The sequence below is a fragment of the Nioella sp. genome (assembly GCF_964229645.1).
In the GTDB taxonomy this organism is placed as follows: Bacteria; Pseudomonadota; Alphaproteobacteria; order Rhodobacterales; family Rhodobacteraceae; genus Nioella.
The window spans coordinates 98,826-112,984 of record NZ_CAXREX010000182.1 but is presented as its reverse complement, the minus strand read 5'-3'; the positions used below and the strand labels follow the sequence as shown (position 1 = coordinate 112,984).

The following is a 14,159-nucleotide window of genomic DNA, read 5'->3' as shown; positions in this document are numbered from 1 at the left end:
ATTGCGCGATAGTCTGCGCAACTTTTGCGGGAGAGCGACATGAAGCGACAGGCGATGGCAGCTGCGATGGGGGCGATGGCGGTGTTTGGCGCCCCGGAAAAGGCGCAAGCCTACGACATCGACTGCGCCATCATGCTCTGTATGGCAGGTGGTTTCCCCCCGAGCGCGGTCTGCGCACGGGCTTATCGTACCATGATCCGCCGCATCACGCCCTGGCCGAGCCGGCCGCCCTTCGGGGTCTGCACTTTTGCCCATGTGCCGGTCGAGCTGGGTGGACCCGGCGGGGAGGGCGAGCTCGACACCAACCTGCCGGACTACGAATGGCTGAACCGGACCCATGTGATCTGGTTCACCGGGCGATCCTACGAGCCACGTGACGAGCCCCGGCAGTGGGACTGGTCAATCCGCTCCTGCGATCGCGAGAACCGGACCTGCCGCCACATCCAGCGGGTCTACGGATCCCACACGCCCTGGCCTGCGACATTCATCTCCGAAAGCGGTCAGGAAATCGCCTACCCGAGCGGTGGCGGTCTTTGGCACTTCCATTCTCGCAGTATCATGGTCGAATACGGCGACTACGAGGGCAACATGGGTCACTCGGAGTGGTTTTCCTACTGATCCTCGCTGCTCGGCAGCTTGAGTGAAATCGGCCGTACAGTGACAAGCGTACGGTCGTAACTGTCAGGGTCCACGAGTTGACGGCGGCTCACGCTTCCATCATCCCAGCGATAGTCGGTACACACATGGGTTTCCTGGGTTCCGTCGATGATAAACCCTTCCTGGAAAGGCCAGCCTGTCTTTCTTTTCGCCATGTACCCGCGTCACTCGTACCGTTCTTGCCGTTCTGTCTTTCTTAATCGCGGCGGGTTCAAAGCCTTAGGAAGCGGATTAGCGCCTCGCGAAGAGTTCTTCGGGATCGACGTTCAGCGCCTGGGCGATGCGTTCGAGAAGATCGAGGGAGGCTGCGAACTTCGAGTTCTCGAGCCGGCCCATATGACCGCGGCTTACGTTGGCCTGATGAGCAAGCGCTTCCTGGCTGAGGCCGCGAGCGCGTCTCAAATCCTGGATGTTCAATGCTACACGGTCCCGCAAGTTCATGCCCAAAGAACGGACATGATGTGCGAAATATAACCACGCGATATATGTTACATTCGAAAGTGTGAGTACAAAAAGGTCTGAAAGGGATGCCAAAAAATGTGTGACCGTTTTGCATGTCATTCCGGTTACTTGACGTTGGGATTGCCACTAGAGCGCGAATTGAATGGCGTCAATACGCCATGACACATGTAAGCGATACCTGAACCGCGACTCCTATTGCTTTTCAGGGTAGGGGTGTTAGCCCATCTCTTCCATCATCTTTTCTCGGAAGACCTCTGCCGGTGTCTTCCATCCGAGGCATTTTCTGGGTGTCGCGTTGAGGCGGTCGCAGATCATTTTCAATTCATGATCTGAGACTGCCGTGATGTCTCGCTTCCGCGGCAGCCATCTTCGGGCGCGGCGATTGGTGTTTTCGACGGTACCTTTCTGCCAGGGCGAAGACGGATCACAGAACCATGTTTGCGTTCCGATCTCAGCCTGCAGGTGCGGCCAGCTGACGAACTCGGTGCCGCGGTCGAAGGTGATTGAACGACGCGCGATATGGGGCAGGTCGCGCACAGCTTTTATGATCTTGCCCATTACGGGCTTTGTCCGCTTGTTTGGATTTTTGAGAAGTACGGTGAAGCGGCTGACACGCTCAACCAGCGAGGTCACGTTCGATTGCCCAAAGCGTTGTTTGAACAGGACAAGATCGGCCTCCCAGTGCCCGAACTGGCGGCGATGAGCCACGTCGTCGGGGCGGAACAAGATACTCACATCACGGTCAAACTTGGGCTTCTGGCGCTTTCTGGCACGACGCGGCCTGCGGGCTTTGCGATGCTCGGGCAGGTACCACCACAGCTCCTTATCCATGCCTTCTTTGGAATAGATGTAGCGGTAGATCGTTTCCTGGCAGACCCGCAGTTTAGCGCCTTCATAGATCATCCGGTTGCCAATCTGCTCCGGCGTCCATCCTTGCTTAATGCGGGCAATGACGCTCTTGCACAGGTCGGGGTAACGGATCAGCTTGCGCTGCACGGATCGGCGTTTGTTCGTCTGCAATTGAGCGGCATGTCCGAAGTAGCCCGCGTACTTCTTTGGAAAGGCATCATCCGCCCAGAAGTTACGTTTGATCTTGCGAAAGATCGTGGATTTGTGGCGTTTGAGGACACGCGCCATCTCTCTGACAGGCACCTTTGCATGCCACCAGTTCTCAATCTTACGGCGTTCTTGAAGCGACAGTTGTGAATACACGGCTCCCATGCGATGATCTCCTATTAGATAACTCATTGTTTTCTAATAGGAGTCGCACTTCAGGGTAGCGCTCTCCAACTGTGAACTCACGGTGAAGTGCAACTATCTGATATCGTTTCTATTCTATCCCATTCCGAATGGCCATCAGTTCGCTTTCAAAGACTTCCGCCGGGGTTCTATAACCAAGGCATTTGCGCGGCGTTGAATTGAGGCGCTGGCAAATCGACCTCAAATATCGATTTGTTAGCGCCGTCGGTTCGGTCGAGCGGGGCAGGTACTTTCGAAGGCGGTTGTTTGTGTTCTCGACCGTGCCCTTTTGATAGGGCGCCTGCGGGTCACAGAACCACGCGTCCGCACCGATCCCATCCTTCAGCTTGCGCCAGGCCGAGAACTCGGTGCCGCGGTCGAAGGTGATCGACTGGCGTGCTTCTGCAGGCAGGGGCGCGAGGCCCTGGATCAGGGCTTCCATGATCGGTTTCGACTGGCGGTCCTCATTGCGCATCACCACGGTGTAGCGACTGACCCGCTCGACCAGAGAGGTGACGTTGATCTTGCCGTGCTCCTTGCGGAACATCATCAGGTCACACTCCCAGTGCCCGAATTCGCTGCGCTCCGAGACGGCCTCGGGCCTGTGTGACAGGCTCTGGCTGTCGAAGATATGGGTGCGGTGGTGGCGCCGGTAACCGCGCGGCCTGCGGCGTTTGCGATGCTCGGGCAGATGCCGGTAGAAAGCCTCGGCGCGGCCGTCCTCGGAGTAGGCGAAACGGTAGATTGTCTCGTGGCTGACGCGGATCGGGTGGCGTTCCAGGCGCATGCGGCCGGCGATCTGCTCCGGCGACCATCCGGCCTTCAGGCGATCCTCGACGGCGGCTTTCAAATCGGGGTTCACGATCAGCTTGCGATGGATGGCGCGGCGGCTCTCATAGGCGTTCTGCGCGGTGACGGAATAGTAGCCGTTCAGCTCAGGGATTTCGGTGTCTTCGTAGACGTTGCGCTTGAGTTCTCGGTAGATCGACGACGGCGCACGGCCCAGCCGATCGGCGATCTCTGGCACTGGCATTTTTGCGTCATGCCATTTCTCGATCTTGCGGCGCTCTTCCATTGTCAGGTGAGAGTAGTGGCTTCCCATTCATCAACCTCCATGCAAACATCTGTTTTGATACAGAATTTGCACTTCGTTTGTGAATCCACCAACTCTAAGTATAAAGTCGCATAATGAAGTTTATGTTAAATATGTTGTGTTTCTTGGGGAATCCGAGAGTCCATCTTATGTTAAAGGATTGCGTGGCAGGCCGGATGTCGGGCAAATAGTCTTGGCTCAAATCGGCTAGGTTTCGCGGCAGCAGGTCACAATTGAGTGGACCGCTACATCATCGAATGTATCATTCTGCGGCCACTTCGACCTTTTTGAATGCACCTTCGGCCTGCCAACGCTGTGCGATTTCGCCCAAGGATTCGAGCACCTGGCGCAGATCGTCGCCGCGGTTGGTCAAACCATAGGTGACCGCGGGCGGGATCGTTTGCGTCTGATCGCGCCAAATCACTCCGGCCGCCTGAAGCATTCGCAACCGCTCCGTCAGCATGCGGGTCGAAATGCCCGGCACGGCTCGTTTCAGAGCCCCGAAGCGTTGCGGCCCGCCATCGCTGAGAACCCAGAGAATATAGGTTGTCCACGGCCCCATCAGCAGGCGCAGAATGGAGTCCATGGGACATGCGGGCGGTGTTTTCTGTTTCATTTCTAGGCTTTTCAAGATTGGTTACTTTTCAGTGCCTACTTGGCTTTAAGAACTAAGACGCTTTATGATACTAGATCGAATGGCAAAACCTGGCAAGGGGGAGCCATTCGGAAGAATGTCCGGGCAATTTGTTCGGAAAAGTGGACGTCTCGTTCCTGAACCCGAACCGAATGGGCGACATCAGATCGGCCCGCGGTAATTTGCGGCGCAGCGCGGTGTAGCTGCACCCTCGGGACAACACATGCGGGCTGGCTCGTCAGGCTTCGCCCGCAACACAGACGAAAGGATGCGGTGCATGACCCGAATGCCGACGATGTTCATTCCACACGGTGGAGGTCCGTGTTTCTTCATGGACTGGAATCCGCCGGAGACCTGGGACCGGCACCGCGCGTACCTTGCAGATGTGCGGGCATCGTTGCCGGAAGCCCCCAAAGCGTTGCTGGTGATCTCCGGCCATTGGGAAGAACGGCAGTTCACGGTGCAGAAAAACCCGGATCCGCCTCTGCTCTTCGATTATTACGGATTTCCGCCCCACACCTACGAGCTGACCTGGCCCGCGCGCGGCGATCCGGCGCTGTCGGACCGGGTGCAGGCGCTGGTCGAAGGGGCCGGGTTCCCCTGCTCCGTCGATAAGACGCGCGGTTACGATCACGGCGTGTTCGTCCCGCTGAAGGTGGCCTTTCCGCAAGCCGACATTCCATGTGTTCAGTTCAGCCTGCGCAGCGATCTTGACCCGGCCGCGCATATTGCCGTCGGCCGGGCACTGGCGCCGTTGCGCGACGACGGTGTTCTGATCCTCGGGTCGGGCAACACCTATCACAACATGCAAAAGATGATGCAGGCGATGCGGGGTGGCCCCGCCGGAGCCGTGAACGGGCAGGACTTCGACCGCTGGCTCAGCGATGCGGCGACCCGCCCCGATCCCGAAGAGCGCAATCAATTGCTGGCACATTGGGACGCCGCTCCCGGTGCCCGTGATGCAAACCCGCGCGAGGAACATCTGCTTCCGCTGCATGTGGTCGCGGGGGCAGCCCTTGCCGACAAAGGCGTGAAAACGCTGGAGGATCACGTGCTCGGCGCCGTCGAAAGCGCGTTTACCTTCGGGTGACTCCGTTCAGACACCCAAACATCCGGATCCAGTCCGAAGAATCGAGGAAACCCCAATGACAAACATCCAGAACGGCCCTTTCATCGTCACCGGCGCATCCGGCCAGCTTGGCCGACAGGTCATCGACAATCTGATTGCCGCCGGTGCCAGCCCGATCATCGCCATCTCGCGTTCGCCGGAAAAGCTGGCCGATCTGGCTGACAAGGGCGTCGAGGCCCGCAAGGGTGATTTCAACGACCCCGCGTCGCTGCCTGCGGCTTTTGCAGGCGGCAAGCGTCTGCTGATCATTTCGACCGACGATCTTGAACCGGGCAAGCGGTTGGAAGCGCATAAAAACGCCGTCGCCGCCGCGACGAAGGAAGGTATCACACATATCGTCTATACGTCGCTGACCAACCCGGTCGAGGAAAGCCCGATCACCTTTTCCAAGGATCACAGCGACACCGAGGCGCTGATCAGGCAAACCGGGGCCAACTATACCATTCTGCGCAACAACCTTTACGCCGATCTGGTGTTGACGGGCGGTGCGCAAAGCATCGCGATGGGACAGCATTTCGCCGCGGCTGCCGAGGGAAAGGCCGGTTATGTCACCCGTGCCGATTGCGCCCGGGCCGCCGCAGCGGCCCTGATGCGTGAAACCGGTTCAAGCGTTCTGGACATTACCGGCCCGGAGGCAGTTTCCCAGGGCGACATCGCGGCCATCCTGTCGGAAATATCGGGCAAGGACATCCCCTATATCGCGATCTCGACCGACGAGTTGGTTCAGGGCATGATCGGCGCCGGTCTGCCCGAGTCCATGGCAAAGGTCTTTGCGTCCTTCGACGAGGCGATCGCAATGGATTATCTGAGCGTTGCAACGGACGATCTGGAAAACCTGACCGGGCAAGCCGGGCAATCGGTGGGTGATTTCCTGAATGCCAACAAGGCGGCCCTGCTGACCCCACAAGCGCAATGAGGAGAGCACGATGAAACTCTACAACGCCAATTTCTCGCCCAACGCCCTTCGGGTGCGTGCCGTTGCCGCGGAACTGGGGATCGACTTTGAACTCATCGAGGTCGATCTCCGGGGTGGCGACAACCGAAGCGCGGATTTCCTGTCGATCAATCCCAATGGCAAGGTGCCGGTGCTTGTGGACGACGATTTCGTTGTCTGGGAATCGCGCGCCATCAATTCGTACCTTGCCAGCAAGAAACCCGAGCGCGGTCTTCACCCGGATGACCCGAAATCCCGCGCAACGGTGGACCAGTGGCTATACTGGCAGGCCATTCACCTTGGCCCGGCGATGCAAAAGCTGTCGTTCGAGCGGTTTCTGAAAGCAAAGTTCGGCATGGGCGATCCGGATCAAAGCGTCATCGACGCGGAACGGAAAAACGTGGATCAGTTTCTGGCGGTGCTGGAAATCGGCCTTGCCGGCAAGGACTGGATCGCGGGCGATCTGAGCGTCGCGGATTTCGCGCTGGCCTCGACATTCATGTACCGTGCGCAGTCTGACATCTCGCTCGACGATCTGCCGAATGTCGCGGCCTGGATCGAACGGCTGGAGGCGCGTCGGTCGTGGAAGGATGCGTTTGCACCCCTCGGGGAACTGCTTGGCCTATAAAAATTGCGAAAATGTTTACGGGGGGGCGAGCCAGTCGCCCGGCCTCAGTGACGGACATATCGTGCAATTCGGAAAACAGTGAGGCAGGAAATGTTTGAACTGACACCCCGCATCGGTCCAAGACCACAAACCACCGACTGCGCGCCGCATGAGCAGGTAAGCCAGAACCCCGACGCCAGTACCTATCAAACGCTCAAAAAGCGCGCCTTTGACTTTCCCTTTGTCAAGCGGCGCCCCAGTATCATCTCTGTTCCCGGTGCCGAGGCTCTTTGGCTGCCGCACGATCACGCGCACGGGTGTCACGAATCCTTTATGGTGGGAAATGAGTTCGCGCATGTGCATCCGCATTATGACGGTTCGATGCATCTGATGCTCCCGCTTGAGTGCACCCGCGAGCTCTTTGCCAAAGGCTGGGGCGAGCCGCACCCGATGGTGGCCACAGGCATGATCCCGGCGACCGCCGTCATGGTATTTGCACCGCGCGATTTGCAAGAGATCGAAACCGCATTGCAAATTCTAGCCACATCATATGATTTCGCGCGGGGAAAACTCTCGAATCCCGCCACGATCCTGGTGTGAAAATGAGTGTATGGAAGGTGTCGCGAAAAAACAGTAATTCTTAGCCAGGTGGATATCCTGTTCCCGATCCACACTGTTGCGATGCTCACGATTTGAACCCAAGGCCGGCGGAAGCGATGTGAGGACAGGTCTTAGCCCGCGTCCTGCGTATCAGCGGCGACGTCTCATGGATAATCCCCGGTTTCAGCACGAAGTATAGGGAACGGAAACATCTGTGGCTGCGCTCCTGCAAACCGACGCGGTATCGGTCTGTTGCCCACTGTTTTCTATAAGGCAGCAGAAATGCTGTTCGACCCATTACCCAACAGATTGCCAGACCTCTCCGTGCCGGATCACCCGAGCCTCTGAAAGCAGCTTCTCAAGGTGGGCAGCAGCATTTCGTTTCGCGGCCATTGCAATATGCGGATCGGACTTCTTGTAAACCGCCTTGGCGATATTCTCGATCGTGTCAGGCGTATTCTCAAGGTGCGCAAGAATTTCAGCCTCCCGGCGCATCCGGTTGGCGAGAAGACGTTTGACGTAGGGTCTCGGGTTTTCGAGCATAGGTCCATGGCCCGGAAAACAAACTTTGTCGTCACGCTCGATCAGCCGCTGAAGCTGGGCACAGTAGTCGCGCATGTTGCCGTCCGGCGGGCTCACGATCGAGCTGTTCCAACTCATCATGTGATCGCCTGAGAACAGGACCCCGCCCGGTCTTGCGAAGCAAAGGTGATCGCTTGCATGACCGGGCGTGTGCAGGACAGTGAGACCGGCGATCACATCGCCGTCGACAAGGTATCCGTCAGGTTCAAATGCGTCGTCCGGAAAAACCCGTGACACATAGACAGGCAGACCTGTCCTTTCACGCAATGCAGGCGCGGCACCGAAATGATCGGAATGGTGATGCGTGACGAGAATTCCGGCGGGATTTGGCCCCAGAGTCTCGACAATGGCTTCGAAATGGGCGCGATCCTCCACCGGTCCGGGGTCGATCACGAATTGGCCGTCAGAGCTGTCGATGATGTAGGTGTTCGTGCCGAAATAGGTCATCTTGCCGGGATTGTCGGCAACGATACGCCGGATGCCCTCGGCCACCTTGACGGCTTGCGCACGACAAGGTTCCGGCTCTGTAAAAAACATGCTGCTTTTCGTCATTGATAATCACCCTCTTCCATGTTTGCGCGGATTGCCCTCCTGTTCAGAAAATCGCCGAAGTCCAGGGCTGACGGCTCACATGCGTTTTGCGACCTCTTCGAGCATTACCTCGCTGGCCCCGCCGCCAATCGCCTGGACACGCGCATCGCGTGACATCCGCTCGACCGGTGTTTCGCGCATGTAGCCCATGCCGCCGTGGAACTGCACGCAATCGTAGAGCACGGAATTGACCAACTCGCCGCAATAGGCCTTGACCATCGAGACCTCTTTCACGCAATCGCGGCCCGCGGCGTCCTGCCGGGCTGCGTGATAGACAAGCTGGCGGCCGGCCTCGATCCGGGTCTGGCAGTCGGCAAGCCGCTGGCGGATCGCCTGCTTGTCCCAGAGCACGCCGCCGAAAGCCTTGCGCTGCCTGACGTAGTCCACGGTCATGTCCAGCGCGGTCTGCGCTTCGGCGCAGGCCATCGCGCCCAGGACGATGCGTTCGTTCTGGAAATTCTTCATCACCGAGTAGAAGCCCTTGTTGACCTCGCCCAGCACGTCGCCGGCGGGGACGCGCACATCCTCGAAGATCAGCTCGGCGGTGTCCGAACACAGCCAGCCGGTCTTGTTCAGCGCCCTGCCGACCGAGAAGCCCGGCGTGCCCTTTTCGATCGCGAACATGGTGATCCCGCGCGAACCCTTGGCATCGGGATCGGTCTTGGCGCCGACGAAATAGATATCGCCATGCACGCCGTTGGTGATGAACATCTTGGTACCGTTCAGCACCCAGTCCGACCCGTCCTGCACCGCGCGGGTGCGCATGCCCGCCACGTCCGATCCGGCACCGGGTTCGGTCACCGCGACGGCGGCGATCTTTTCGCCCGAGGTGATCGAGGGCATCCAGCGGGCCTTCTGTTCCGGTGTGCCGGCATTTTCCAGATGCGGCGAGGCCATGTCGGTATGCACCAGCACCGTGGCCGAGAACCCGCCAAAGGTGGAGCGTCCGACCTCTTCGGCCAGAACCACGCTGGACATCACGTCCAGCCCCGCACCGCCGTATTGCTCGTCATAGCGCATGCCCAGCACGCCCAGATCGCCCATCCGGCGCAAGACGTCGCGGGGCACCATGCCCGCCTCTTCCCAGGCGTCGGCCCTGGCGGTCACCTCGGTTTCGATGAACCGGCGCAGCTGGTCGCGGATCATGCCGAGGTCTTCGTTGAACGGGCCGTTGGCCGCGGCGATGGTGTCCTGTCGGGTCATGTCTGTTCCTCCGGGTCGAGTTTGACGAGTGGGGCGTGCCCGGCGACGGTGTCGCCCGGTGCGCAAAAAATCTCGGTGACCACGCCCGCGACCGGGGCGGGCAGGCTTTGCAGGAGCTTCATGGCTTCCAGCACCACCAGGGTATCACCGGCGGCGACGCGGTCGCCAGGCGCGACGCGCAGCTCGGCAACGGCGCCCGGCATCGGGGCCGTCAGCAGGTCGGCGCCGCCTGCAACGACGCTGGCGCGGGCAAGGTGCCGATCTTCCAGAGTGCGCAGCTCTGTCAAAGTCATTCCCGCAGGGGTCTGTAGATGCACCCGCCAATGATGACCGGCGCGTTCGATGTGGGCGACGCGCGAGAAAGGAACGCCGTCGATGCGTCCGCTCAGGCGGTCGCCGGTCAGGGCGGGAGCCTCGGCTTCGATATTCTGGCCGTCCGGCAGTACGGCGGCGAGCGCTCCCGGGACATCGGACATGCGGATCGGCTCATCCGCGGATGTGGCCCAGTAGGACGCAGCACCGGGCCGCCCCGCGGGGGCGGTAAGCCGCCATGACCCGAGGCTTTCCCAGGGCGACGCGCCCGCCGGGGCCAGATGCAGATGCAGCGCCATGACGGCAAGGCCCGTGTCGCGCGCGTCGGGAGTGGGTTGCGCCCAGCCCTCGGGGAACATGTCGGGCAGGCCCGAGGTATGGTGCCGGAACGCCTGAAAATCCGCATGTGTCAGCAAGGCGCGCTGATAGGACAGGTTCAGACCGACGCCGCCGACGGCGAAGGCATCAATCGCGGCCACGGCCTGCCGGATCGCCCCGGCCCGGTCGGGCGCATGGACGATCAGCTTGGCCAGCATGGAATCGTAATGGTGGCCGACGACCGAGCCTGCCGCGACGCCGCTATCCAGCCGCACGCCAGCGGGCGGGGCCCAGAGGGTGATCCGGCCTGTCTCGGGGCGGAAATTCTCGGCCGGGTTCTCGGCGGCGATGCGGACCTCGATGGCGTGTCCGTCGAACTGGACATCGGATTGCGTCAGCGCCAATGTCTCGCCCCGGGCAATGCGCAACTGCCATTCGACAAGGTCGATCCCGGTGATGGCCTCGGTCACGGGGTGTTCGACCTGAAGGCGGGTGTTCATTTCGAGGAAGTAATATTCGCCGCGCGCCGGGTCATAGAGGTATTCCACCGTCCCTGCCGAGCGATACCCTATGGACTGCGCCAGCCGCACCGCCGCCGACAGCATGTCATCGCGCAGGGCCTCGGGCAGATCGGCGGCGGGTGCCTCCTCGATCAGCTTCTGGTGGTTGCGTTGCAACGAACAGTCGCGATCCCCTAGATGCAGCACCGTGCCGTGACTGTCGCCCAGCACCTGCACCTCGACGTGACGCGCACGCGGGGCGTAGCGTTCGAGGAACACCGCCGCATCGCCGAACGCGCCTTTCGCCTCGGACCGGGCAGAGGCGATGGCCTCGGGCGCGTCGGCCAGATCGGTGACAAGGCGCATGCCGCGCCCGCCGCCGCCTGCGCTGGCCTTGACCAGAAACGGCGTGCCAAGCGCCCGCGCCTCTTCGAGCAGTCGCGCGTCGGACTGATCTTCGCCGCGATATCCGGGCAGCACGGGGACGCCCGCGGCCTCGGCGGCGGACTTGGCCTCGATCTTCGATCCCATCATGGCAATCGCGCCGGGTTCGGGCCCGATGAACACGAGGCCCGCAGCCTGGACCGCCCCGGCGAAACCGGCGTTTTCGGACAGGAAGCCATAGCCGGGATGCACCGCGCCCGCGCCGGTCCTGCGCGCGGCATCCAGAATGGCGCCGACGTTCAGATAACTTTCCGAGGGCGCGGCCCCGCCGATGCAGACGGCGTGATCGGCCTCTGCCACGAAGGGCGCGTCGCGGTCGGCCTTGGAAAAGACCGCGACCGTTTCCAGCCCAAGCTTGCGGCACCCGCGCTGGATGCGCCGGGCGATTTCGCCGCGGTTGGCGATCAGGACGCGGGCAAAGCTCATTTCACCCGCCATGAGGGCGTGCGTTTCTTCAGGAAGCTGTCGATGCCTTCGATCCCTTCGTCGGTTTCCCAGGCGTCGGCCAGACGGTCGGCGGTGTAGATCATGTTGGTTTCCAGATCGTGCGCCGCGACATAGGCGATCAGCGCCTTGGTGTCGGCCACGGCCCCCGGCGCGGCCTGAAGGTGATCCTGCACGACGCGCTCGATGGCCGCGTCCAGATCATCGGCGGAGACGACCTCGGTCAAGAGACCGATCCGTTCGGCACGCGCGCTGTCGAACAGCGCCCCCGACAGCATGGTTTCGCGCGAATGCTCCTTGCCGATGCGGGCCACGACATAGGGCGAGATATTGGCCGGCAGGAGGCCCAGTTTGACCTCGGTCAGGCCAAAGCGCGACCCTTCGGCGCCGATCGTGTAGTCGCAGACCGAAATCATGCCGACCCCGCCGCCATAGGCCGGACCGTTGATCCGCCCGATCAGCGGTTTGGGCAGCGTGTCGAGGCGGCGCAGCAAATGCGCCAGCGTGGCGCTCTGATCGACCCGCTCGGCGCGGGACTTGTCGATATTCGACGAGAACCAGTTGAAATCCCCCCCGGCGCAGAAGCTCTTGCCGGTGCCGGTGAGAACCACGATGCGCACCTTGTCGTCGGCTGCCAGTTTTTCGGCGGCGTCCGTCAACTCGGCGATCAAGCCGCCGTTCAGCGCATTGTGCTTGTCGGGTCGGTTCAGGGTGACGGTGGCGACGCCTCGTGCGTCGGTCTCAAGCAGAATGGTTTCATAGGTCGTCATGGTATTGGCCTCACATTCTGAAAACCGGCGTGTGGCGCCCTGCCCCGGGCACCGATGAGACGATGGCCAGGCACAGGCCCAGAATATCGCGGGTCTGGCCTGGTTCGATCAGCCCGTCGTCCCAGAGCCGCGAGGTGGCATAATAGGGGTCGGACTGTTCGCCGTACTGGGCGCGCACCTGCGCCTCGATCTGCGCCAGGTCGGCCTCCAGCTTCGCAAGCTCGCCACCCTTCTGGCGGCGCAGCTCCAGCATCACGTTGGTGGCGATGTCGGCGGACATGGTGGCCAGTTCCGCCGTGGGCCAGGCAAACAGGAAATTCGGCGCGAACCCGCGCCCGCACATGCCGTAATTGCCCGCCCCGTAAGAGCCGCCCAGAAGGACGGACAGGCGCGGCACCTTGGCCACCGACATGGCATAAACCAGCTTGGCGCTGTCCTTGGCGATGCCGCCGCGCTCCGCTTCCGTCCCGACCATGAAGCCCGATATGTTGTGCAGGAACAGAAGCGGGATGTTCCGCTGGTCGCACATCGACACGAACTGCGCACCCTTCAGCGAACTCTCGGACAAGAGCGCGCCGTTATTGGCGAGGATTCCCACGCGATAGCCGTGGATGCGCGCGGTGCCGCAGACCAGCGTTTCGCCCCAGCCGGGCTTGAATTCGCGGAATTCGCCGGCGTCGATCATGCGCAGCAGAACCTCGCGCATGTCGTAGGGTTCCTTGCGGTCGGCGCTGATGATGCCGAGCAATTCGGACGGGTCATGCAAGGGCCCTTCGGGGGCCGTGTCGGGCTGCATCGGACGCGATTGGCCAAGCTCGGCGACGATGTCGCGCATCAGCGCCAGGGCATGGTATTCGTCCTCGGCCAGATGGTCGCAGACGCCCGAGACGCGCGCATGCATCTCGGCCCCGCCCAGCGTTTCGCCATCGACCTCTTCGTTGATCGCCACCTTGACGATCGACGGACCGCCCAGATGGATGCGGGCGTTGCCCCGCACCATGATGACCTCGTCCGACAGCGCGGGGATATAGGCCCCGCCCGCCGTGCAGCCGCCGAAGACGGCCGAGATCTGCGGCAAGCCGCTGGCCGACATGTTGGTCTGGCGATAGAAGGAATTGCCGAAATGCCGGGCGCCGGGAAAGACCCGGTCCTGTTCGGGCAGATAGGCCCCGCCGCAATCCACCAGATAGAGGCAGGGCAGCCGGTTTTCCGCCGCGATTTCCTGGCCGCGGATGTGTTTCTGCACGGTCTCATGGTAGAACGAGCCGCCCTTTACGGTGGCATCATTGGCGATCACCATGCAGGGCAGCCCATGGACCATACCGATGCCGGTGACGATCCCGGAGCCGGGAACCTCGCCGCCGTATTGGCCATAGGCTGCGAGCGAGGACAGCTCCAGAAACGCGGTGCCGGGGTCCACCAGCAGGTCGATCCGGTCGCGGACCAGAAGCTTGCCGCGCTTGCGGTGACGTTCGACCATGTCGGGGCGCCCGCCCGAGGTGGCCTCGGCGATCCGCGCGCGCAGGGTCTCGACGCGGTCGCTTTGCGCTGCATGATTGCGGGCGTAGCTCTCGGATGCTGTGAGTACCGTTGTTTCGAGACGCGCCATGGATCGGATACCCTGTTACAGGTCGGGCAAC

General features: G+C 61.4%; 14 protein-coding genes. 5 read left to right on the top strand and 9 right to left on the bottom strand.

The window, feature by feature from the left end; genetic code table 11:
• The first annotated feature begins 39 nt into the window (after positions 1-39).
• Positions 40-618, top strand: coding sequence for a hypothetical protein (locus tag ACEQXV_RS12380; RefSeq protein ID WP_370269465.1), 579 nt, complete (start codon positions 40-42; stop codon positions 616-618).
• A 270-nt stretch (positions 619-888) separates the two neighbouring features.
• Here ACEQXV_RS12380 and ACEQXV_RS12375 read toward each other — a convergent pair whose 3' ends face one another.
• The 4 genes from ACEQXV_RS12375 to ACEQXV_RS12360 form a co-directional block, all read right to left on the bottom strand.
• Positions 889-1,074 (bottom strand): helix-turn-helix transcriptional regulator, encoded by a 186-nt coding sequence (locus tag ACEQXV_RS12375; protein ID WP_370269463.1) that lies wholly within the window; start codon positions 1,072-1,074, stop codon positions 889-891.
• 261 nt (positions 1,075-1,335) lie between these two features.
• Positions 1,336-2,340 carry an IS30 family transposase gene (locus ACEQXV_RS12370; RefSeq protein WP_370269462.1) on the bottom strand — a complete coding sequence of 335 codons (1,005 nt, stop codon included), beginning with the start codon at positions 2,338-2,340 and terminating at the stop codon, positions 1,336-1,338.
• 109 nt (positions 2,341-2,449) lie between these two features.
• Positions 2,450-3,460, bottom strand: a complete 1,011-nt coding sequence (locus ACEQXV_RS12365) for an IS30 family transposase (protein WP_370269461.1) — start codon at positions 3,458-3,460, stop codon at positions 2,450-2,452.
• 253 nt (positions 3,461-3,713) lie between these two features.
• Positions 3,714-4,067, bottom strand: coding sequence for a winged helix-turn-helix transcriptional regulator (locus ACEQXV_RS12360; protein ID WP_370269459.1), 354 nt, complete (start codon positions 4,065-4,067; stop codon positions 3,714-3,716).
• Positions 4,068-4,362: 295 nt separating this feature from the next.
• On the opposite strand from ACEQXV_RS12360, the gene ACEQXV_RS12355 reads away from it, so the two are divergent.
• The 4 genes from ACEQXV_RS12355 (at position 4,363) to ACEQXV_RS12340 (ending at position 7,355) form a co-directional block, all read left to right on the top strand.
• On the top strand, positions 4,363-5,175 hold the full coding sequence (locus ACEQXV_RS12355; protein WP_372525773.1) for a class III extradiol ring-cleavage dioxygenase: 813 nt from the start codon (positions 4,363-4,365) through the stop codon (positions 5,173-5,175).
• A 55-nt stretch (positions 5,176-5,230) separates the two neighbouring features.
• Entirely contained in the window at positions 5,231-6,130 is a 900-nt protein-coding gene (locus ACEQXV_RS12350) for an SDR family oxidoreductase (RefSeq protein WP_370269456.1), read from the top strand.
• 10 nt (positions 6,131-6,140) lie between these two features.
• Positions 6,141-6,776, top strand: a complete 636-nt coding sequence (locus ACEQXV_RS12345) for a glutathione S-transferase family protein (RefSeq protein ID WP_370269454.1) — start codon at positions 6,141-6,143, stop codon at positions 6,774-6,776.
• 90 nt (positions 6,777-6,866) lie between these two features.
• On the top strand, positions 6,867-7,355 hold the full coding sequence (locus ACEQXV_RS12340; protein ID WP_370269452.1) for a luciferase family protein: 489 nt from the start codon (positions 6,867-6,869) through the stop codon (positions 7,353-7,355).
• Positions 7,356-7,652: 297 nt separating this feature from the next.
• Here ACEQXV_RS12340 and ACEQXV_RS12335 read toward each other — a convergent pair whose 3' ends face one another.
• The 5 genes from ACEQXV_RS12335 to ACEQXV_RS12315 all read right to left on the bottom strand — a co-directional run bounded on the left by ACEQXV_RS12335 (position 7,653) and on the right by ACEQXV_RS12315 (position 14,128).
• Complete coding sequence (locus tag ACEQXV_RS12335; RefSeq protein WP_370269450.1) at positions 7,653-8,489, bottom strand: MBL fold metallo-hydrolase; 837 nt, start codon at positions 8,487-8,489, stop codon at positions 7,653-7,655.
• A 75-nt stretch (positions 8,490-8,564) separates the two neighbouring features.
• Entirely contained in the window at positions 8,565-9,731 is a 1,167-nt protein-coding gene (locus ACEQXV_RS12330; protein WP_370269449.1) for an acyl-CoA dehydrogenase family protein, read from the bottom strand.
• A complete protein-coding gene (locus ACEQXV_RS12325) occupies positions 9,728-11,731 on the bottom strand; it encodes a biotin carboxylase N-terminal domain-containing protein (RefSeq protein ID WP_372525770.1) in 2,004 nt (667 codons plus the stop codon). Before ACEQXV_RS12325 ends, ACEQXV_RS12330 begins: the two co-directional genes overlap by 4 nt.
• Positions 11,728-12,519: a crotonase/enoyl-CoA hydratase family protein gene (locus ACEQXV_RS12320; RefSeq protein WP_370269446.1), complete on the bottom strand. Its 792-nt coding sequence runs from the start codon at positions 12,517-12,519 to the stop codon at positions 11,728-11,730. The genes ACEQXV_RS12325 and ACEQXV_RS12320 overlap by 4 nt, the downstream gene beginning before the upstream one ends.
• 10 nt (positions 12,520-12,529) lie before the next feature.
• Positions 12,530-14,128: an acyl-CoA carboxylase subunit beta gene (locus tag ACEQXV_RS12315; RefSeq protein WP_370269445.1), complete on the bottom strand. Its 1,599-nt coding sequence runs from the start codon at positions 14,126-14,128 to the stop codon at positions 12,530-12,532.
• Between the last annotated feature and the right edge of the window lie 31 nt (positions 14,129-14,159).

Bases quoted from the DNA above. Each gene is read 5' to 3' on its own strand.
- ACEQXV_RS12380 (WP_370269465.1), top strand. From the start codon at position 40: ATGAAGCGACAGGCGATGGCAGCTGCGATGGGGGCGATGGCGGTGTTT.
- ACEQXV_RS12330 (WP_370269449.1), bottom strand. From the start codon at position 9,731: ATGACCCGACAGGACACCATCGCCGCGGCCAACGGCCCGTTCAACGAA.
- ACEQXV_RS12335 (WP_370269450.1), bottom strand. From the start codon at position 8,489: ATGACGAAAAGCAGCATGTTTTTTACAGAGCCGGAACCTTGTCGTGCG.
- ACEQXV_RS12325 (WP_372525770.1), bottom strand. From the start codon at position 11,731: ATGAGCTTTGCCCGCGTCCTGATCGCCAACCGCGGCGAAATCGCCCGG.
- ACEQXV_RS12370 (WP_370269462.1), bottom strand. From the start codon at position 2,340: ATGGGAGCCGTGTATTCACAACTGTCGCTTCAAGAACGCCGTAAGATT.
- ACEQXV_RS12355 (WP_372525773.1), top strand. From the start codon at position 4,363: ATGACCCGAATGCCGACGATGTTCATTCCACACGGTGGAGGTCCGTGT.
- ACEQXV_RS12315 (WP_370269445.1), bottom strand. From the start codon at position 14,128: ATGGCGCGTCTCGAAACAACGGTACTCACAGCATCCGAGAGCTACGCC.
- ACEQXV_RS12345 (WP_370269454.1), top strand. From the start codon at position 6,141: ATGAAACTCTACAACGCCAATTTCTCGCCCAACGCCCTTCGGGTGCGT.
- ACEQXV_RS12360 (WP_370269459.1), bottom strand. From the start codon at position 4,067: ATGAAACAGAAAACACCGCCCGCATGTCCCATGGACTCCATTCTGCGC.
- ACEQXV_RS12340 (WP_370269452.1), top strand. From the start codon at position 6,867: ATGTTTGAACTGACACCCCGCATCGGTCCAAGACCACAAACCACCGAC.
- ACEQXV_RS12365 (WP_370269461.1), bottom strand. From the start codon at position 3,460: ATGGGAAGCCACTACTCTCACCTGACAATGGAAGAGCGCCGCAAGATC.
- ACEQXV_RS12350 (WP_370269456.1), top strand. From the start codon at position 5,231: ATGACAAACATCCAGAACGGCCCTTTCATCGTCACCGGCGCATCCGGC.
- ACEQXV_RS12320 (WP_370269446.1), bottom strand. From the start codon at position 12,519: ATGACGACCTATGAAACCATTCTGCTTGAGACCGACGCACGAGGCGTC.